Annotated in this window: 17 protein-coding genes; 10 read left to right on the top strand and 7 right to left on the bottom strand. The window is 61.5% G+C overall.

Translation table 11 applies throughout. From position 1 onward, the window contains the following. Positions 1-6 precede the first annotated feature (6 nt). The 7 genes from G3N94_RS06020 (at position 7) to G3N94_RS05990 (ending at position 8013) form a co-directional block, all read left to right on the top strand. The gene (locus tag G3N94_RS06020; protein WP_205791184.1) at positions 7-1695 is read left to right on the top strand and encodes a class I adenylate-forming enzyme family protein; all 1689 of its coding nucleotides are present in this window, start codon (positions 7-9) and stop codon (positions 1693-1695) included. After that, positions 1692-2480 (top strand): glucose 1-dehydrogenase, encoded by a 789-nt coding sequence (locus G3N94_RS06015; protein WP_205791183.1) that lies wholly within the window; start codon positions 1692-1694, stop codon positions 2478-2480. Before G3N94_RS06020 ends, G3N94_RS06015 begins: the two co-directional genes overlap by 4 nt. 136 nt (positions 2481-2616) lie before the next feature. Next, a complete protein-coding gene (locus G3N94_RS06010; RefSeq protein WP_205791182.1) occupies positions 2617-3993 on the top strand; it encodes an MFS transporter in 1377 nt (458 codons plus the stop codon). After that, the gene (locus tag G3N94_RS06005) at positions 3990-4889 is read left to right on the top strand and encodes a MaoC/PaaZ C-terminal domain-containing protein (protein ID WP_241021623.1); all 900 of its coding nucleotides are present in this window, start codon (positions 3990-3992) and stop codon (positions 4887-4889) included. Before G3N94_RS06010 ends, G3N94_RS06005 begins: the two co-directional genes overlap by 4 nt. Continuing rightward, the gene (locus G3N94_RS06000; protein WP_205791181.1) at positions 4886-5656 is read left to right on the top strand and encodes an enoyl-CoA hydratase-related protein; all 771 of its coding nucleotides are present in this window, start codon (positions 4886-4888) and stop codon (positions 5654-5656) included. The genes G3N94_RS06005 and G3N94_RS06000 overlap by 4 nt, the downstream gene beginning before the upstream one ends. Positions 5657-5671: 15 nt before the next feature. Beyond that, positions 5672-6562: a class II aldolase/adducin family protein gene (locus G3N94_RS05995; RefSeq protein WP_277398510.1), complete on the top strand. Its 891-nt coding sequence runs from the start codon at positions 5672-5674 to the stop codon at positions 6560-6562. 122 nt (positions 6563-6684) lie between these two features. Beyond that, the gene (locus tag G3N94_RS05990) at positions 6685-8013 is read left to right on the top strand and encodes an MFS transporter (RefSeq protein ID WP_205791179.1); all 1329 of its coding nucleotides are present in this window, start codon (positions 6685-6687) and stop codon (positions 8011-8013) included. A gap of 186 nt (positions 8014-8199) precedes the next feature. Here G3N94_RS05990 and G3N94_RS05985 read toward each other — a convergent pair whose 3' ends face one another. From G3N94_RS05985 to G3N94_RS05960, 6 genes are all read right to left on the bottom strand, one after another. Further along, positions 8200-9492 carry a porin gene (locus G3N94_RS05985; RefSeq protein ID WP_205791178.1) on the bottom strand — a complete coding sequence of 431 codons (1293 nt, stop codon included), beginning with the start codon at positions 9490-9492 and terminating at the stop codon, positions 8200-8202. A gap of 92 nt (positions 9493-9584) precedes the next feature. Beyond that, a complete protein-coding gene (locus G3N94_RS05980; RefSeq protein ID WP_205791177.1) occupies positions 9585-11252 on the bottom strand; it encodes a cation acetate symporter in 1668 nt (555 codons plus the stop codon). After that, positions 11249-11569 carry a DUF485 domain-containing protein gene (locus G3N94_RS05975; protein WP_205791226.1) on the bottom strand — a complete coding sequence of 107 codons (321 nt, stop codon included), beginning with the start codon at positions 11567-11569 and terminating at the stop codon, positions 11249-11251. Before G3N94_RS05975 ends, G3N94_RS05980 begins: the two co-directional genes overlap by 4 nt. A 124-nt stretch (positions 11570-11693) precedes the next feature. Then, positions 11694-12920, bottom strand: a complete 1227-nt coding sequence (locus G3N94_RS05970; protein WP_205791176.1) for an FAD binding domain-containing protein — start codon at positions 12918-12920, stop codon at positions 11694-11696. A 13-nt stretch (positions 12921-12933) separates the two neighbouring features. Beyond that, positions 12934-13404 (bottom strand): VOC family protein, encoded by a 471-nt coding sequence (locus G3N94_RS05965; protein ID WP_205791175.1) that lies wholly within the window; start codon positions 13402-13404, stop codon positions 12934-12936. A 587-nt stretch (positions 13405-13991) separates the two neighbouring features. Beyond that, a complete protein-coding gene (locus tag G3N94_RS05960) occupies positions 13992-14714 on the bottom strand; it encodes a TetR/AcrR family transcriptional regulator (RefSeq protein ID WP_205791174.1) in 723 nt (240 codons plus the stop codon). Between the two features lie 357 nt (positions 14715-15071). On the opposite strand from G3N94_RS05960, the gene G3N94_RS05955 reads away from it, so the two are divergent. Beyond that, complete coding sequence (locus G3N94_RS05955; RefSeq protein WP_205791173.1) at positions 15072-15614, top strand: 2,4'-dihydroxyacetophenone dioxygenase family protein; 543 nt, start codon at positions 15072-15074, stop codon at positions 15612-15614. Positions 15615-15653: 39 nt separating this feature from the next. Here G3N94_RS05955 and G3N94_RS05950 read toward each other — a convergent pair whose 3' ends face one another. Next, positions 15654-16724, bottom strand: a complete 1071-nt coding sequence (locus G3N94_RS05950) for a LacI family DNA-binding transcriptional regulator (protein ID WP_205791172.1) — start codon at positions 16722-16724, stop codon at positions 15654-15656. A 281-nt stretch (positions 16725-17005) separates the two neighbouring features. Here G3N94_RS05950 and G3N94_RS05945 point away from each other — a divergent pair, with 281 nt between their 5' ends. After that, positions 17006-17767, top strand: a complete 762-nt coding sequence (locus G3N94_RS05945; RefSeq protein ID WP_205791225.1) for an SDR family NAD(P)-dependent oxidoreductase — start codon at positions 17006-17008, stop codon at positions 17765-17767. A gap of 36 nt (positions 17768-17803) precedes the next feature. Beyond that, positions 17804-18916: a glycerol dehydrogenase gene (locus G3N94_RS05940; protein ID WP_205791171.1), complete on the top strand. Its 1113-nt coding sequence runs from the start codon at positions 17804-17806 to the stop codon at positions 18914-18916. Positions 18917-18919 lie beyond the last annotated feature (3 nt).

Here is an 18919-nt window from a genome sequence, read left to right as displayed (position 1 = left end):
ACGGAAATGCGTTCGAACATGCTGACACTGCATGATCCGATGCTTGCGCGCGAATACTACGCTCGAGGCGTGTGGCAAAACGATACGTTGTACACAATGGCTCGAAAGCATGCCGACGCGCGGCCGGCAAGCTATGCGTTGCGCGATTCGCGCGAGCGGTTGACATGGCGAGAACTCACGCGTTGGGCAGACGCCGTGGCGGCCGACCTTCACGATGCAGGTGTGCGGACCGGAGACCGCGTGGCCGGATGGCTTCCGAATCGCGTCGAATGCGTGGTGCTGATGCTTGCCTGTTCACGCAACGGCTACATCTGTACGCTGTCGTTGCATCAGAATCACACGGTCGACGAGGTGCTGTCGCTGCTCGACCGTTGTTCGGTTGCGGCATTCGTGGGACAGATCGGATATGGCGCCGACTCGAACGTGAAAGATATCTTCGCGCATATCGGGTCGATCGGTAGCGTGCGACGCGTCTATGCATTTCCGCATCGGGACGGGACGACGGACGAGCACCTGCGCGCGTTCCCGACCAGCGAACCGCCGGTGACGCAGCAGCCGGTCAACGACAATCCCGACAAGGTGATCTATCTCGCATTCACGTCGGGAACGACCGGGCAGCCCAAGGCCGTCATGCACAGTGACAACACGTTGCTGGCGAATGGGCGGGCGATGGTGGCCGATTGGGGGCATATGCAGGATCTGATCATGTACTGCCTAGGGCCGCTCAGCCATCACCTGGCGACGGTCGGGCTGGAGCAGTGCCTCGCGTGCGGATGCGAGTTCGTCGTGAACGACTTGCGAAAGGGCGAACATCCGCTCGACCGGATCATCGCGTCGGAGGCTGGCTACCTGATGGGCGTGCCGACACACGCGATCGACATCCTCCGCGAGCTGGACGCACGTGGACTCGACCGGCTGGGTGACGTCAGCGTCTTCTATCTGTCCGGCACTGCCATTCCGGCCGAGCTTGCACGTCGTCTCGCGGCACGGGGCATCAAGCCTCAGAACACGTACGGCATGACCGAGAACGGTTCGCATACGTCGACGGTCCCGACCGACGATATCGACACGCTGATTCGGACGGTCGGACAAACCGTGGGGCGCGGGAATTCGTGCTACGAGCTCCGGGTCTTCCGTGCGGACGACCGCGATGTCGAAGCCGAACCGGGAGAAATCGGCGAAATCGGCGGGCGAGGCGCGTCGCTCATGCTCGGCTATTTCAACAATACGGCGGCGACCCAGGCGTCGTTTAATGCCGGCGGCTGGTTCATGAGTGGCGACCTCGGCCGATTCAACGAGCGCGGAGACCTGGAGATCGCGGGACGGTCGAAGGATCTGATCATCCGTGGCGGTCACAACATCTACCCGGCGGAGATCGAGGGGCTTGCGTTGAGACATGCGCGCGTCGTAAAGGCAGCCGCATTTCCGGTCGACGACGAACGCCTCGGCGAGAAGGTGTGCCTCGGCATCATCGCGTCTGACGGGGACCCGGTCGATGCTTACGACATCCTCGTTCACCTGTTCGAAGCCGGACTGTCGAAATACGACATGCCGGAGTACTTCATCTGCGTCGACGATTTCCCGCTGACCGCAAGCGGGAAGATCCTCAAGCGCGAACTGTCGGCCCAGGTGAGGGGCGGGCGGCTCGTGCCTCAGCCGGTGCGCTGGAACGGGATTCGCGAGGTGTCGGCATGAACGGAATCCATTCCGAGCACCCGGCTGCAATGGTCGATCTCGCCGGAAAGGTCGCGCTGATTACAGGTGCCGCATCCGGAATCGGTCGTGCCCAGGTCGACTTGTTTCTGGCGGCGGGCGCACGTGTGGTTGCGGTCGATATCGACCGCAACGGCCTTGAGCGCATGTCGACCGTCGAATCACGCGCAGGGCGACTGCTTTGCGTGAACGCGAACCTGACCGTCGTCGACGATATCCATCGCGTCGTGGCATCGGCGATCGAGGCGTTCGAGAACGTCGACATCCTGTGCAACACAGCCGGCGTGCTCGACGATTTCAGGGACAGCCTCGAGACGGACGAAGCGCGTTGGGATCGGGTCTTCGACGTCAACGTCAAGTCGCTGTATCGCATCACGAATGCCGTGTTGCCGCACATGATCCGACGCCAGGCGGGCGTGATCGTCAACATGGCTTCGATTGCCGGACTCAAGGCGGGCGCGGGCGGCGCGGCCTACACGTCGAGCAAGCATGCGGTGCTCGGCTTCACGCGGCAGCTTTCCAGCGACTATGGCCGGTTCGGCATCCGCGTGAATGCGATCTGCCCCGGCATGATCGACACGGCGATGACCCGCGCCGTGCTCGACGACGAGGATTCGGCACGCGTGCGGGCACTCAAGCGCGTACCCGCAGGGCGCCTGGGGCGGCCGGAGGATATCGCTCGCGTCGCGCTCTTCCTGTGCGGGCCTGGTGCCGATTTCATCCATGGCACGGCGATCGTCGTCGATGGCGGACTGACCGTGAGGTGAATTTGCCACTGGCCGGAGCAAATGCCGTCGGCTCAAGCACCGATCGGCAAACCGGGTTCGCGTGTCGCGATGCCAGCAAGCGGTACCGCTGCGCATGGCTGCCCGTGAGCCATGAAGAACACCATTGGAGACAAGCATGCGCAGCTCGAACGGAATCTCGACGCGTACCGGCATCATCAAGGTCGCGGTAGCCAGCTTCATCGGCACACTGATCGAATACTTCGATTTCTTCCTGTTTGGTACGGCCGCCGCACTCGTTTTTAACAAGATCTTCTTCCCGAACCTGAATGCGCTGACCGGCACACTGGCGTCATTCGCGGCATTCGGTGCGGCATTCGTCGCCAGGCCGTTGGGCGGGATCATTTTCGGGCACTTCGGCGATCGGCTCGGACGCAAGGCGATGCTCGTGATCAGCCTGTCGATCGTGGGGGTATCCACGGCCATGGTCGGCCTGCTGCCCACCTATCACCAGGTGGGAATCCTGGCACCGGTGCTGCTGGTGTTCTTTCGCATCCTGCAGGGCATCGCGATCGGCGGGGAGTGGAGCGGTGCGGTGCTGATGGCGGTCGAGCATGCGCCGCCGCGCAAACGGGCGTTCTACGGAAGCTGGCCGCAGTGCGGGATTCCGGCCGGGCTCGTGCTGGCGACGGCATCCTTCTACCTGGTCCAGAAACTCCCCGCCGACGACATGATGAGCTGGGGCTGGCGCGTGCCCTTCATCGGCAGCGCGGTGCTGGTGCTGCTCGGCCTCTATATCCGCATGAAGATCGAGGAAACGCCTGCGTTCGCCGCGGTGAGGGAGCACAAGCAGGAAGCGCGCTTTCCCGTCGTCGACGTGGTCCGAACCGCGCCCAGGCCGCTGCTCGTGACGATCTTTGCGATCGCGTCGCCGAACATCCTGTTCTACCTGGCGACGGTGTTCATCCTCCGTTACGCGCCCGAACGCACGGGAATTTCCAGAGACATCGTATTGGGCGCGATCTGTGCGGCCTCGTTCGTGCAGATCTTCACGATTCCGCTGTTCGCATTGCTGGCCGACCGGTACGGGCGTCGCCCGGTGCTGCTGGTCGGCTCGCTGCTCGTTGTCCTGTCGGCCTATCCGTTCTTCTGGCTGATCGACAGCGGCAAGCCGGTATTCGTCTTTCTGGCGTTGATGCTGGCGCTGCCCCTTCTGCATGCCAGTACCTACAGCCCGATTGCGAGCTTCATGCCGGAGCAATTTGAAACGCGCCTGCGTTACACGGGGTCCGCAATCGGATATCAAGTCGGCGGCCTGATCACGAGCGGGCCCGTCCCGTTTGTCGCGGCAGCATTGTTCGCGTCGAGCGGTGCGTCGTGGCCGCTGGCGCTCTACATCATGATCGGCGGGCTGCTTTCGCTGATAGCCGTCGCCGCTGCCCGCGAAACGTATCTCGAGAATATCGCGGTTGCCGACAGCGACGGAGGACATGCGGACATATCGGGGCGCGACGCCGCGCCAGAGATCGGCGCCACGATCAATTCCCTGCGATGACACGAGAACGGAGGAGTGAATTGGCTATCGACCACGCCGCCTTGGCGAACTGGACATTCGCAGATGTGCCGCATCGGTATACGAAGCGGGACACGATTCTCTATGCGCTGGGCGTCGGAGCCGGCACAGTCCCGCACGATACCGACGATCTCCCATACGTCTACGAAGAGGCGTTGAGCGCGTTGCCGACCATGGCCGTCGTGCTCGGCTACCCGGGTTTCTGGATTCGCCGGCCCGAAACGGGAATCGACTGGCGCGCCGTGCTGCACGTCGAACAGAAACTGGTCGTTCATCGACCGATCCGTGCCGAAGGAACGGTTGTCGGGCGGACGCGCGTCGTCGGGCTTTACGACCGCGGGCCGGACCGGGGTGCCGTGTTGACGACGTCCCGTGACATCATCGACGCGGATACCGGCACGCCGATCGCATCGGTCACGAGCACCGAGCTCTGTCGAAGCGACGGCGGGTGGGGCGGGCCTGCGTTCCCGCGCGTGGAGAGAGAACCGATGCCCACCGAGGACGCGCATCGAAAGATTCCACTCCGCGTCGCGCCGAATACGGCGTTGATCTATCGCCTAAGCGGCGATGACAACCCGCTGCACGTCGATCCGGCCGTCGCTGCCACGATGGGATACGAACGCCCGATCCTGCACGGCCTGTGTTCGTTCGGGATGGCCGGGCATGCACTCGTCCGGGCGATCGCAGGAAACGATCCGGGCTCGGTGCGCGAGATGCGCGTTCGCTTTACCGCCCCCGTCTATCCGGGCGACGACCTGATGCTCGACTTATGGCAATCACAACCGGCCGCTGTTCGGTTCCGGGTACGTGCCCCGTTGCGCAATGCGGTCGTCATCGACGACGGGTACTTCAGGATCGACGCGGGAATGGGCTCATGACACTCCGGTTTACTACATGCGAAGTCCGCAATCAGGTACTCGTAGTCACCATCGATCGTCCTGATTTCCGGAATGCACTGAATGTCGATGCGCATCACGAGCTCGCGCGGATCTTCGACGGCTTCGAAGCAGACGCATCGCTACGGGTGGCCGTCGTTACCGGACGGGGGCCCCAAGCGTTCTGTGCGGGCAGCGACATCAAGGACGATCTCGACCCGGCGAAGAAACCGCTTTCCGGATTCGCGGGGCTCAGCCGGCGCTTTCAGCGGCGCAAGCCTGTCATCGCGGCGGTCAACGGCGTTGCGCTAGGCGGCGGCGTGGAGATTCTTCTCGCATGCGACCTTGCCGTTGCCGCGGATACCGCGCGTTTTGCCCTTCCCGAGCCGAGAGTCGGTCTCGCTGCGATCGAAGGCGGCCTGCAGCGCCTCGCGCAGCATATTCCGGTGAAGTTCGCGATGCAGATGCTGCTGACTGGTGCGTCGATCGACGCGGAAACCGCGCTGCGCTTCGGGCTCGTAAACGAAGTCGTACCGCCGGATCGGCTCATGGATGCGGCGATGCGCTACGCGACGTCGATTCTCGAATGTTCACCGGTTGCGATTGCCGCCACGATCGAGGTTGTCGGCCAAACCCCCGTGATGGCCGGCGTTGCAAATCCGGCGCTTTGGGCACATCCGGCGATTAGCCGCCTCTGGTCCAGTCGCGATGCGAAGGAAGGAGTCGACGCATTCATCGGCAAGCGCTCACCGGTCTGGCGAGGCGAGTGACCTTGCCCGTGTCGCTTGAGAGCGCGACACGCATCATCGTCGGAAGGGGCGGGCGTTGCACTGACGCCCGTTCATGCGCATACGTTTCGAGCATGTCAGGACAATCAAAAGGAGACAACGATGGCATACGAATACAGTGACACGGAATGGAAGATTCGCTGCGAACTCGCAGCGCTGTACCGGGTGATCGCGTATCACCGGATGACCGACCACATTTACACCCATATCAGCGCACGCGTTCCCGGTACGGACGCACACCACTTTCTGATCAACCCGTACGGCCAGATGTTTCATGAGATCACGGCGTCCAGTCTGGTCAAGATCGACATGGACGGCAACATCGTGGACGCACGGTCCGACCGGCGTCAACGTGTGAACAAGGCGGGCTTCATGATCCATTCGGCCGTGCACATGGCGCGACATGACGTCGCCTGTGTAATCCATACCCACACGGCAGCCGGGATTGCCGTTTCTGCACAGGAGGAGGGGCTGCTGCCGATCAGCCAGCATGCGTTGAAATTCTACGGACGACTCTCGTACCACAACTACGAAGGCATCGCATCGGACGCGGACGAGCGTGCCCGATTGGTCTCCGATCTCGGCGATAACAAGGCGATGATTCTCCGCAACCATGGGCTTCTGGCGGCAGGCAATACGGTAGCGGACGCGTGGACCGTCATCTATTACCTGGAGCGCGCGTGCCAGGCCCAAATTGCAGCCCTGGCAGGCGGCAGCAAACTGATCTATCCGCCGGAAGTCGTGCGCAAGCATACGTCCGACCAGTTCGCGAAGCTCGATATCGCGGATGACGCGATCGATACCGGAGGAGTGCAGAGCTATCAGCAGGTCGGGTTCGACGCCGCCGTCAGGCTTGTGGAACGCGAGCTGCCTCGTTACGACAGTTGATCCGACGGACGCATTCGAACGCCCACCACAACAAGCTGCCCGGCAGGGCGATACCCGGCTCGTACAGTCGAAGCCGGTATCGCCCGTGCCCGGCGGCAACATATGCGAAGGATGGAAGAGACATGGATGCCGTCGATCAACGTTGCATGAGCAAGGTCTTGCGGCGATTCTTGCCGTTGCTGCTTGTCTGCTATGTCGTTTCCCATCTTGACCGCGTCAATGTCGGCTATGCCGCGCTGACGATGAATCAGGATCTAGGATTGTCCAATGCCGCGTTCGGGCTCGGCGCGGGACTGTTCTTCATCACGTATTTCGCGTTCGAGATTCCTTCCAATATTGCATTGCAACGCTTCGGTGCCCGTCGCTGGATCGCCCGCATCATGTTCACCTGGGGAATCCTCTCGGCGGCCATGGCGCTTGTCCAGGGCGAGATGAGCCTGTATGCCGTTCGATTGCTGCTGGGCGCCGCGGAGGCCGGCTTCTTCCCCGGCATCATCTTCTTCCTGACGCTCTGGGTGCCGAGTCGCTGGCGAGCGACTTACGTCGGCACGTTCATGGTGGCGATACCAATGGCAAGCGTCATCGGGGCGCCGGTATCCGCGTTTCTGATCAACGGTTCCGGTTTTTGGGGACTCAAGAGCTGGCAGACGATGTTCATCGTCGAGGCGATGCCCGCGCTGGTCCTGTCACTGGTGGTGTTCAAGGTGCTACGCGACAAACCCGAGGGTGCCGAGTGGTTGAGCGACGAGGAGAAGCGCTGGCTGGTCACGACACTCGCCGCCGAGCGGGCGCATGGGGGCGGGCATCGGCATGAAAGCATCCTGCCGATTCTCCGAGACGCGAAGCTGTGGGGGCTCGCGTATATCTACTTCTGCCTGGCCGGCATTTCATACGGGTTGGCGTTCTTTCTGCCGCAAATCATGAAGGAGGCGCACCTGAGCATCATCCAGACCGGTTTCGCGACTGCTGCTCCGTTCCTGATCGGCGCCGTTGGGATGGTGCTGTGGGGGCGCAGTTCCGATCGCCATCAGGAGCGCCGCGGCCATGCTCTCATCGCGCTGGGGCTGGCTGTCGCCGGTCTGATAGCGGCAGTGTTTGTCCCATCGCCGATCGCAAAGATCGTCGCCTTCTCCGTTTCCGCGCTCGGTCTGATGTCGGCGCTGCCGGTCTTCTGGACCTTGCCGAACCTTCTAACGCGGTCGACCGTAGGTGCTGCCGGCATTGCAATGATCAGTTCGATCGGCAATCTGTCCGGGTTCGTGCAATCCGTTTTGATGGGCGTCATTCGCGACAGGACGGGGAGCTATAGCGCCGGCTTGCTGCTGATTGCCGCAGTCGGTGCGGTGGGGCTCGTCGTTCTGCTCCGGATGAGCAGGCGGATCGGGCGCGGCAGCGAGAACGAGCCATCAGGCCATCGTGAGGTCGGCATCGAAGGCGCTCCGCCAGTCTGATCGACGCGTCCTGTCGGTGCCTCGGAATCGGTTGATTGAGCTGCAAACCGCCCCGAACGCTTCACGGATAACGTTGCCGCATTGGGGATAGCTCGAAGTCTGGTCGCACTGCATTCGGATCAGATACATCCCGCTTCATTATGCCGAAGCGGGATGCTCGTAGTTCTCTGAACTGGCCGATCGATCTCAGAACCGGTGGGTGATACCAACCGTATCGACGAATTGCTGACGCGTGGACGACGGTGTCATTCCGTTGACGGAAGCGACTGCCGTCTGTCCGAGTGAGTCTACGCCGGATGCCCGTTGATACGCGCCGACCATATAGACGTCGGTGCGCTTTGACAGAAAGTAGTGAACACCGGCGTTCACTTGATTGTAGTGGGCTTTGTTTGTATTCGGACCGCTCGTTGTCGTGTACGCATACGATGCCGAGACAGAGGTTTCCGGCAAGACCCGGCAGGAAGCGCTCAGTTCAATCGTGTTGAACGCGGCGCTACCCTGATATCCGAGCGGATTCGGACCGGAGGCCGAGCCAAGGCCGACAAAACGCGTATTGGTATAGAGCACGCCGAGCGTCGTACGACCGAGCGTATAGGCTGCCCCGGCACCGAACACCTCCTCGCGATGCGCGGACGCGTAACCGGCGATGACGGGGTTCTTTTCCGGCGTCGTCGCGGACCCGAGCGATCCGATATTGTTGGCGGTGACGCCGCCGGCATTGGGCTGTCCGCCCCACATCGAGATGTTCGGGTCAAACGCGCTCAGGTATCCGATGCCGACCTTGAGCGGGCCGCCTGTATATCCGGCGCCGACCGACACGACCTGATTCGTGGACATGCTTCCGGCAACTCCACCAAAGGCATACATCGCGTTGGCGGAGAAGCCGTTCCAGATCGGTGAAGAGATTTTCAGTGCGTTGTTCTGGCGGACGGTCAACCCGAGATTGTCGATGTCATCCGGATGTGCGGTGATGAAGCCGCCCCATTGGCTGACCGGTGTCAAAGGGAACAGATAATCTGCGAACGACGAGTATTGCCGCCCGGCCGTGATCGAGCCGATCCGTCCGTTCGACAGGCCAACGAATGCCTGGCGACCGAATAGCAGACCACCCTGACCGAGCGCACCATTTGTAACGTTGAAGCCGTTCTCCAGCGTGAAGATCGCGTTCGTTCCGCCGCCCAGATCTTCAACGCCACGAAAGCCGAATCGGCTGCCGATGTACGCCGAAGTCGATGCGTCTTGCATCGAAAACTGATGGGCGCCGTGGAGCACGCCACCGGCCTTGTTGGTTTGCGCATTGCTTACGTAGACGAGTGCTGGATCAATGATGCCGTAAAAGGATACGCTGCTTTGAGCGAATGCCATCGGCGTGACGCCCATGGCGGCGAGTACCGAGAGCGCTGTTGCCGTCTTGATGGGGGGCGGCGTTTTTTTCAGGCTGTTGCCCTTGTTTCGAGGGCGAGAAGTCGAGGACGTCATCCGGATCTCCTAATGTCGATGTTGTCTTTTATGGTCAAGCAACGGAGCGCAGAGCAGTGATTCCGCCGCATAAGCGCTCCGCTGAACGTGCGTCAGTGATTTGCGGGGATGGGCGAGGGCGAGCCTGTCTCGCATACCACGAGTTGATCGTCGAACATGGCGCGTTCGCGGTTCCCGTTCGCCGAACGGTCGGTCACGGAGAACAGCCAGATGCCGGAAAAAGCAGCGATGATCGAGAACAGGGCGGGGTATTCATACGGATAGACTGCGTGGCTGTGACCGAGAACCTGGACCCAGACCGTCGGGCTGAGAATGGTCAGGACGACCGCGGTCAGCAACCCCAGCATGCCGCCCATTACAGCGCCTCGTGTCGTGAGGCCGCGCCAGTAGATCGACAGCAGCAGCACGGGAAATGTCGAACTCGCGGCAATCGAAAAGACCAGGCTGACGACGAACGCGATGTACTGGTTTTCGAATGCGATCGCCAGCAAGGTCGCGAGTACGCCCAACACGAGGGTCGTGATGCGCGAAACGTTCAGCTCTTCCTTCTCGGTTGCGCGTCCTTGCCGAAACGCATTCGCATACAGGTCGTGGGACACTGCCGATGCACCCGCCAGCGTGAGCCCCGACACGACCGCCAGAATGGTCGAGAACGTGACCGCGCAGATGAATCCCAGGAAGAGGTCGCCACCGACCGCATGCGCCAGATGGATAGCGACCATGTTCACACCGCCGATCAGCGCGCCCTGGCCGTCGTGGTAGGTCGGGTCGGACGACACGAGCGCGATGGTGCCGAAGCCGATGATCACGATCAACGCATAGCCGATGCCGACGATGCCGGTTGCATGAAGAATGCTCTTGCGTGCCTCCTTCACATCGGCAACGGTAAAGAAGCGCATCAGGATGTGCGGAAGTCCGGCGGTACCGAATATCAATGCCAGGCCGAGCGATACGGCTGAAACCGGATCATGAATCAGCCCGCCCGGGCTCATGATCGCATCGTGTCCCGGGTGTGCCTGCACGGCGGCTGCGAAGAGGGCGTCCGGGTTGAAGGTGAAATGACGCAACACCATGAACGCCATGAATGCGCATCCCGAGAGCAGCAAGACAGCCTTGATGATCTGGATCCACGTCGTAGCGAGCATCCCGCCGAAGAACACGTAGACGACCATCAGCACGCCGACGATGATTACGGCCGGAAGATAGTGAATGCCGAAGAGCAGTTGAACGAGCTTGCCGGCACCGATCATCTGTGACACGAGATACAGCAGCACGATGACGAGTGAGCTGATCGCGGAGAACGTTCTGACCGGGCGCTGCTGAAGGCGGTACGATACGACGTCAGCAAAGGTGAATCGTCCGAGATTGCGCAGTGGCTCTGCGATCAGTGCGAGGATGATCGGCCAGCTCGCGAGGAAGCCGACAGAATAGATGAGCCCGTCGTAGCCTTTGGAAAATACCAGCGATGAGATGCCGAGCAGCGATGCGGCCGACATGTAGTCGCCGGCGATTGCCCAACCGTTCTGACGGCCGGTAATCTTGCCGCCGGCCGCATAGTGATCGGCGACCCCGTTGTTCTTGCCGGCAGCCCAACGCGTGATCACCAGTGTCGCCATGACGAATGCGATGAACATCGCGATGGCGATCGGATTGCGCGTCTGATGCGACGCCGTCGAGACCGGGCCGCTGATGGCCGGGCTAGCCCATGCTAAGGCCGACGGAAACACCGCGACGCACGGCAGCATTTTGACGATCTTCATGATTGCTCCTTGCGACGAATGGCGTCGAGTGCGGCGTCAAAAACCGTATTGGCACGGTGCACGTATATCGCGACCAGGGCGAACGTGAACCCGAGCATGCCGACGCCGATCGGAATGCCCCATGTGGTCGGATGGCCTGCAACGATCGGCGTGCCCAATACGCGTGGCGCGAGCGCGATCAGCAGAATGAATGCGAAGTAGGCCGCGAGCATGCTCACGGTCAACGTCCATGAAAACCGGCGCCGGCTCCGTACGAGCTGACGAAACCGAATGTCGGCGAGAATCGCCGGTGCCGTTGCCGGTCCTTGTCTCGGCATCGAGGGCTGAGCAGCACTCGAATACGCCGTCGCGTTTGTCATCGTCTTCCTCCAGGTGGTGGCTAATCGTTTCGATGCGGCGGTACCGGCTCTGACGGCCGGTTAGCCAATCCGCACGTTTGCATCAAAGTTGCGGGGCGACCGCTGTTTCCCGCATGACTGCTTCGGGAGTCCGGTACTTCTCGGCCATGTCGCGCTCGATCTGGCTTTTCATTTGTGCCTGCATGTATGCACCGAGGTGGCGGGCATGTTCGACGATCGCCGTGCCGAACTGCAGGCGCTGATGCTCGTAATCCGCGAGCGCGTCGCCGATGCTGGCGCTTGTGGCCAACGAGCGCGCAAGTTGCATCGCGTCTCCAGCCGCTTTGGTGACACCCATGCCGCAATGCGGACGAGCGACGAAGGCGGCATCGCCGAGCAGTACGACGCGATCAAATACGAGTCGCGTTGCCTCTAGGTCGTAGATCGGCTGGAACAGCGGCTGCTTCGTCTTGGCTACAACTTCCGAAAATTCCGGAGACAGGAGGCCGTGTGCCGCGTCGCGCATGTCGGCGAGGACATCGGCGCGAATCAGGTGCGGCGGAATGCCGTTCGCGTGGTATTTGCCCGTCGCGTCGGTCAGCAGATCACGCAACGCGACCGTTTCGTCGGTTGGCCGGTACCACACGAAGTTGTAGCGGCGTTCTCCGGGCTGCGTGCTGTTGCCCGGGCCCGCGACCGGATAGCCGAGCATTTGCTCGCCGGACGGAAGGCAGAAACCGAACTTGTCGAAGAGGGTGTCCCATGTTTGCGGGGACAAGTCGCGTTCGTCGACCAGTCCGCGCCACGCAATGTAGCCGGCATACTGCAAGGGCACATCGGGCAGGAATTTCTGGCGGATCGCCGAGCGAAACCCGTCGGCCGCGACGACGAGGTCAGCCTGCAGCGTGTCGCCATCGGACAGTTTGACTTCGGCGTGGCCTTCGAAGCTGACGACGTCCTCGACGATGGCGCCCGATCGGTAGCACGTGTCGGGCAGTGCGGAGCGCAGGACGTGAAACATCTTGCTCCACGCCGTGAGGGTCTGCGTCAACGGACACGTGCCAGCTGAACTGCCGTCCGCATTCAGCGTGATCCGGCTGTGCACCGTGACGCCGATGTCTTCATTGACCACGACGCCGGCCGCAGTCAACGCATCGAACAGTTCGGGATGCGTGACGATGCCGGCGCCGCGCCCCGAGAGTTCATCGGGCGAGCGCTCGAGAACGGTAACGTTCCAACCGCTTCGAAGCAGCAGGTTTGCCGCGAAAAGTCCGCCGAGCGAGCCGCCGACGATGAAAGCCTTGCGGCTATCGGTGTGGTTGCGTTGCATTTTGGACTCCTCCTTACTTTTCCGTGGTGGCCGCCGGCGTGGCTTGCTTGAGTGCGATTGCCTCGTCTGCCGGGAAATTCACTTCGATGGTCACGCCCGACGGATCCTCGACGAACACTTGATGCAGGCCGAGACTCGGGACCGTACGGTCGCGCCACGCGTAGCCGGCATCGCGCAGCTTCGTCCAGAATTGTTCGAGGCCGGTCGCGAGAAACGCGATGTGGTCGACGGTGCCCGTGCCCGTTTGCGGTAGGTCCTTGTCGCCGAGATAGGCAATCAGCCCTTCCGGGTCGTTCGGGTCGATGCCGATGATGTGGACGACGCCGAACTCGGATTCGTCATCGCCGTTATAGAGCCAGATGCCCGGAAAATTGAACGGGGGACGGAAGCCCTCGCGGAAGCCGAGAACCTGCGTATAGAACTGCCTCGACTTCTCCAGATCGGTTGTACGGATCGAGTAGTGGGCAAGCTTGGTGATGGTCATTTGCGCTTCCTTAATTTATCAATCGATAAGTTATCGTTTGATAAATTATAGGGCGAGTCGATTTTTCGTAGAGCGAGATGTGCGTCGGTGTTTACCCGTTATGGGGAGTGAACAGGTGACAGGCTATGGGTCTTGGTCCAACCCAGTGCGATGGGCCGGATGTGTGATGACTTGCCACCAGCGACACGAAGTTCGAGCGTTCGACTCTGTCCGATGGACTGTCGACCGGGTGGCGAGAACCTGTCCCGCCGTGATCGGTGATTGCGCCACCCTGTATGTCAGGCATGGCGTGCGTGACGCACATCGAACGATGGTGGCAGCATGCTGCACGATCGTCGGCCGATGCCAGCAGACGAGAACATCTGGCGAAAGGATACTTCTGGAAGCAATGATCAGAAGCGGCACAGACAGCAGCGGAAAGCGTTCAGAATCCGGAGCGGTGGAGCACGGCGGCACTGAGCGTCGAGCGGATCAAGCGTCTTGCGTGCACGCCCTGACAGATTCGCTGATCGCACATCGAGGGCGAGCGATCCGACCGCGGCGCAGGCAAACGAGTACGGAGAAGTTGATTGCGGATTGGGTGAAACCTATGCGGACTTGCGGCGCGACGCGCGTGACGGCGCACGCATCTTTTTCAGCGTTGCCGGCGTTCCGTTCAGGAACACGTCGACCTGTCGATCGACCAGCGTATCGACGTCTTCCGGTACGGGCAACCCGTATACCCACATTCGAACACCGATATAAAAAATGCTCGCATGGAGATTCCAGATCAGCTCGATCTCGGCGTCGAGCTGAGCCTTACTCGCCGGGTCGGGAATGTCATAGGCACTGCGCAGCTCACGCAAAACCGGCAAAAAGACGCGCTCGCGCAGCTTCGTCAGATATTTCGTGTTGATGCCTTCTCGACTGAGGCCTGCGAAGATGAAGGTGCGTATCCATTCTCGCTGGAGAATGGTGTGTGCATACGACCGATAGAATCCTGACAGGCGCTCCTGCAGCGGAATCGTGCGGTCCGAGATCTGCTTTTCCCAGGTGGGGTCCCACTTGTAGATTTCGCTGTATACGCGATCGATGAGGGCATCCTTGCTCGGGAAATAACGATACAGCAGGGGCTGCGTGACGCCAATCTCGCGGGCCAGTTCGCGCGTGCTGCCAGAAAAGCCGTGCGTTGCGAAATGCTCGATCGCCTTGTCCACGATCTGCTGTTCGCGTTCCTCGGGAGCAAGGCGCCGCCCGACCGTCGAACTCGCGTGCTTCACCGGCTCCGGGTGAGCGGGGGTGACGGAACTGACGCGCTTGGGCTTTGGCATGATTGGGCTCCTGATCCGCTGTCATTGTTATCTATCGGTCGACAAATAGCAACTTGGGCCATCGCTGGAAAGCCGCTGGGGCTGCCCAACCGGCGGGGGACGATCGATACACGTTAGCTGGACGTCCGCACGGCGCAGGGCGCCCGATTCCCGGGCGCCGGAGGGGCGCCGATCGACGACCGGCGCGGCCTTCACGGTCGTTCGGTTCATGAGTGTTTGAAAATATGAAGCGCTTCAAATATACTGACAACCCAAGCGCTTCCGAAACAAGATTGGCGCTCTAAATATGAAGCGCTTCATATTTGGCTGAATGAAGCGTCCCTCACTACCGTCTCGATGTTCACCCGGAGCTCAACGATGTCCACTACGCTCGAACGCAAACCCGACGAACTCGCTGTCCCGTACGCATTGCCGCAGGTCCCTTTCATGTCTCCGGATATCGTTCACCCCGGCGTCCTGGGCAAATGGCTGGAAGACGACAATCTGTGGGTGCCGACGACGCAGACCGTCTCGTTCAAGCCGCTGCTGCTCTGTGCAAGCCAGGGTTACTACGTGAATCTGCTGCGGGTGCGTCAGGCCGGCGTTCTTTCGCGCCATCGGCATACCGGCCCGGTTCACGCAATCGTGCTGAAGGGACGCTGGTACTACCTGGAGCATGATTGGGTGGCCGAGGAGGGAGGTTATGCCTATGAGCCTGCCGGGGAAACGCATACGCTTTACGTGCCCGAAGGCGTCGACGAAATGATCACCTGGTTTCACGTAACGGGCGGTTATACGTACGTCGACCCGCAAGGCGTCGCAGTCGGCTACGAGGACGTATTCACGAAGATCGAGGCCGCCCGGCGGTACTATGAAAAAGCCGGTCTTGGCGCCGACTACGTGGAGCAGTTCATCCGATAAGGTCGTCGTTTATGGGGAGAGCGCCATTCGGCGCTTTCCTCATGCCTGCTTGCGTGTGCGCCGAGGCGTGGCTGGGCGTCGGACGCTGGCGGGAACGTCGCCGAGGCTGTCGCGCAACACGATTTCCGCGGCGACGGCTTGCGGGTCGTCGAAGGTGCGCTTTTCTGCCAGGCCGACGATGCGTCGCGCGGCGAGGACGCCGATTTCCCGCGTCGGGACACGGATGGTCGTGAGAGGCGGCTTCATGATGGCTGCCAACTCGATATCGTCCATCCCGGTGATCGACATGTCTTCCGGGACGCGAATGCCGTGCTCGCCGCACTCGTGCAATGCGCCGATCGCCTGAAGGTCGGTGTGGCAGATCAGGACGGTCGGCCGCTTGTCCATCGCGATGACGCGGCGTACCCCGTCGCGTCCGCCTTCGATCGAAAAAGGCTCCTCGATCACGCAGTCCGGATCGAGTTCGAGTCCGGCTTCCTTCATTGCATCCGCTATGCCGGCCACGCGCTGGCGCGCTCGCTTGTTATGTTCCAGAGAGCCGCAAATCGTCGCGATGCGCTCATGTCCTCGTTTGAGGACCTCCTTCGTCATCAGGTAGGTCGCCTGCCGATTGTCGAAGTGGATGCACTCGCCATAGCGCGGCTCGTCGTTTTCCCAAGTCAGGACGAGCGGGATACGTCGCTGGCGCATCAGGTCGAACACCCGGTCTTCGTGCGCTGTCCCGACCAGGACGACACCGTCCACGCCGCGCTCGACCACCGCCTTCACGACGTCGTACTCCCGTTCAGGGTTGTATTCGTGGCTGGCAAGCACGACCTGGTAATTGAAATCCCACAGGGTGCGCTGGAGCGTATCGAGGGACTGGACGAACGCCGGGTTGTGCATCGTCGGATAGATCGCGCCGATCGTCCGGGTCTTCCTGGAAGCGAGCGCGCGCGCGGCGCCGTTGCTCACATAGCCGAGTTGCTCCACGGCGCGCTTGACCAGGGCAAGCGTCTTCGGCTTGACCTGGTCCGGCACGGAGAGGGCGCGGGACGCGCTGCCGAGCGAGACTCCTGCGAGCCTCGCGACATCCTCGAGGGTTGGGCGGGGGGAGTCGAAATCTTTCATGACTGCAATTATTGCAAAGTTGAAGACCCGGATTAGTCATTGTGCCCTACGGGTAAACGTGCGTCGACAGGGGCTGACGCTGAGCCAATAATTGAAGCGCTTCATATTTGTGTGAGACATCGAACCTCCATCGTTTCAGGATTTTTCAGGGTGGCTTGTTTCATTACAAAAATGAAGCGCTTCAATAATGCTGGAATCATAGCCGATTCCAGCGATCGACATGGGTTGTGCGGACCGCCGCGAAGCGAGTCCGCCAGCGTGCAAAACAGTACGGTGACGAAATGAATCATCAAGGGCGAGTTGTGTTGGTGACGGGCGGGGTCGGCGGTATCGGCTCGGCGATTGTCGAGCGGTACATCAGCGCCGGCGCACGCGTTGGCGTGGTGGACTTTGACGAGCGGCTCGGGCGAGAGAAGGTCGATCAGTGGCAACGAAATGGCGCCGACGTGCACTTCGTGGCCGCCGAAGTCGGCAAGTACGAGGACTGCGAGCGTGCCGTGGACGCTGTGTCCGCCGCGTTCGGATCGATCGATACACTGGTGTTGAATGCCGGCATCTCGCCGAAACACGACGGCTCGCCGAAGCGCATCTTCGAGATGGACCAATCCGAGTGGGCGCGTGTCGTCGACGTCAACCTGAACAGCGCGTTCCATTTCTGCCGCGTCGCGTCGCCTGCGATGGTGAAGAACCAGTTCGGCCGAATCGTGATGATGTCGTCCGTCGCCGGCAAGGCATATCTCGACATCGTCGGCGCTCACTACAGTGCGACGAAAGGCGCGCTCATCGCGTTCACCCGTCACCTTGCCGGTGAGCTGGGGCCGCACGGAATCACAGTCAACGGCCTGTCTCCCGGCCGCATCGACACGCCGTTGCTTCGTACCGTCTCCAGCGACGCTAATTCGGCCGTGGTGAACGCTACCCCGCTGCGTCGCCTTGGGACCACGGATGAAGTCGCGGCCGTCTGCGCGTTCCTGACTTCGATGGATGCGAGCTTCGTGACAGGTCAGGTGATCGACGTGGCCGGCGGCTGGCTGATGACCTGACGCGGCAAACCCGGTCCAACAAGCGAGGATTCAGAGATGCTACGTACGATGGGATTTCCGGGCCAGTATGTCCAAGGCCCGGATGCATTGCTCGAGTTGGGGCGTGAACTCAGCAGGATGGGGTTTCGGCGCCCGTTGACACTATGCGACGCGATCGTCGGTGAGAAGGTCTGGCCGGTTGCCGAGCGCGCGCTGGCCGATGCCGGGCTCGCTCATCGGCGCATCGCGTTTCCGGGCGAATGCTCGAAATCCGCGATCGACGCTCTTGTTGTCGAGGCAAGGCCCGTGGAACCCGACGTGATGGTCGCCCTGGGCGGCGGAAAGACCATCGACTCCACCAAGGGCGTGGCGGCCAGCCTCGGGTTGCCAGTGGTGATTTGCCCGACCGTGGCTTCGAACGATTCGCCGACCAGTCGCCTTATCGTGCTGTACGACGACCAGCATAAGGTAACCGGAGTCGAGTATCTGACATGCAATCCGGCGGCCGTCATCGTCGATACGAAGATCATCGCGCAAGCACCCGCGCGTTTCTTTTCGGCAGGGATCGGTGACGCCATCAGCAAGAAATTCGAGGCGCGCCAGTGCCACGGTGCAGGCGGCAAGAACTCCTTCGGCACGCCGGCGCTGCATACCGCGCTGCTGCTCGCCGATGCAACCTATGACACGCTCGTCGAACTCGGACCAACCGCATATCGGTCGGTATCTGCAGGGCAGGTCGATGAAAGCGTGGAGCGCGTGGTCGAGGCGACGGTGCTCTTGAGCGGCATCGGTTTCGAGAGCGGCGGACTTTCCCTCGCGCATGCGCTGATCCGCGGGCTGACGGCAATTCCCGTGATGGCCGCGGCGCTGCACGGTGAACTGGTCGCATTCGGTACGTTGGTTCAGTTGCTGATCGAGAAACGCAGCGACGTCGAGGTCCGCGCGCTGCTCGAGCTGTTGCTTGCCGTGCACCTGCCCGTCACTTTCGATCAGCTCGGACAGTCCGCACCGCTTACGACCGACGAAATGTCGATCGTCGTCGGCGCGACGCTCGCAACCCGCTACAGCAGCAACATGTTGCCCGCGCTGACGGCGGATCGCCTGGCGGAAGGACTGAACCGCGCAAACCAGATCGGTCGACTAGCGCGGCTGTCACACGAAAACACGTAATTC

The sequence above is a fragment of the Burkholderia sp. Ac-20353 genome (genome assembly GCF_017104785.1).
Lineage (GTDB): Bacteria > Pseudomonadota > Gammaproteobacteria > Burkholderiales > Burkholderiaceae > Burkholderia.
This window is presented reverse-complemented; position numbering and strand designations above follow the sequence as displayed.

Excerpts from the sequence above, each read along its gene's own strand:
- G3N94_RS06015 (WP_205791183.1), top strand. The coding sequence starts at position 1,692 with ATGAACGGAATCCATTCCGAGCACCCGGCTGCAATGGTCGATCTCGCC.
- G3N94_RS05970 (WP_205791176.1), bottom strand. The coding sequence starts at position 12,920 with ATGCAACGCAACCACACCGATAGCCGCAAGGCTTTCATCGTCGGCGGC.
- G3N94_RS06010 (WP_205791182.1), top strand. The coding sequence starts at position 2,617 with ATGCGCAGCTCGAACGGAATCTCGACGCGTACCGGCATCATCAAGGTC.
- G3N94_RS06020 (WP_205791184.1), top strand. The coding sequence starts at position 7 with ATGCGTTCGAACATGCTGACACTGCATGATCCGATGCTTGCGCGCGAA.
- G3N94_RS05955 (WP_205791173.1), top strand. The coding sequence starts at position 15,072 with ATGTCCACTACGCTCGAACGCAAACCCGACGAACTCGCTGTCCCGTAC.
- G3N94_RS05990 (WP_205791179.1), top strand. The coding sequence starts at position 6,685 with ATGGATGCCGTCGATCAACGTTGCATGAGCAAGGTCTTGCGGCGATTC.
- G3N94_RS05980 (WP_205791177.1), bottom strand. The coding sequence starts at position 11,252 with ATGAAGATCGTCAAAATGCTGCCGTGCGTCGCGGTGTTTCCGTCGGCC.
- G3N94_RS06005 (WP_241021623.1), top strand. The coding sequence starts at position 3,990 with ATGACACGAGAACGGAGGAGTGAATTGGCTATCGACCACGCCGCCTTG.
- G3N94_RS05950 (WP_205791172.1), bottom strand. The coding sequence starts at position 16,724 with ATGAAAGATTTCGACTCCCCCCGCCCAACCCTCGAGGATGTCGCGAGG.
- G3N94_RS05985 (WP_205791178.1), bottom strand. The coding sequence starts at position 9,492 with ATGACGTCCTCGACTTCTCGCCCTCGAAACAAGGGCAACAGCCTGAAA.
- G3N94_RS06000 (WP_205791181.1), top strand. The coding sequence starts at position 4,886 with ATGACACTCCGGTTTACTACATGCGAAGTCCGCAATCAGGTACTCGTA.
- G3N94_RS05945 (WP_205791225.1), top strand. The coding sequence starts at position 17,006 with ATGAATCATCAAGGGCGAGTTGTGTTGGTGACGGGCGGGGTCGGCGGT.
- G3N94_RS05965 (WP_205791175.1), bottom strand. The coding sequence starts at position 13,404 with ATGACCATCACCAAGCTTGCCCACTACTCGATCCGTACAACCGATCTG.
- G3N94_RS05960 (WP_205791174.1), bottom strand. The coding sequence starts at position 14,714 with ATGCCAAAGCCCAAGCGCGTCAGTTCCGTCACCCCCGCTCACCCGGAG.
- G3N94_RS05940 (WP_205791171.1), top strand. The coding sequence starts at position 17,804 with ATGCTACGTACGATGGGATTTCCGGGCCAGTATGTCCAAGGCCCGGAT.
- G3N94_RS05975 (WP_205791226.1), bottom strand. The coding sequence starts at position 11,569 with ATGCCGAGACAAGGACCGGCAACGGCACCGGCGATTCTCGCCGACATT.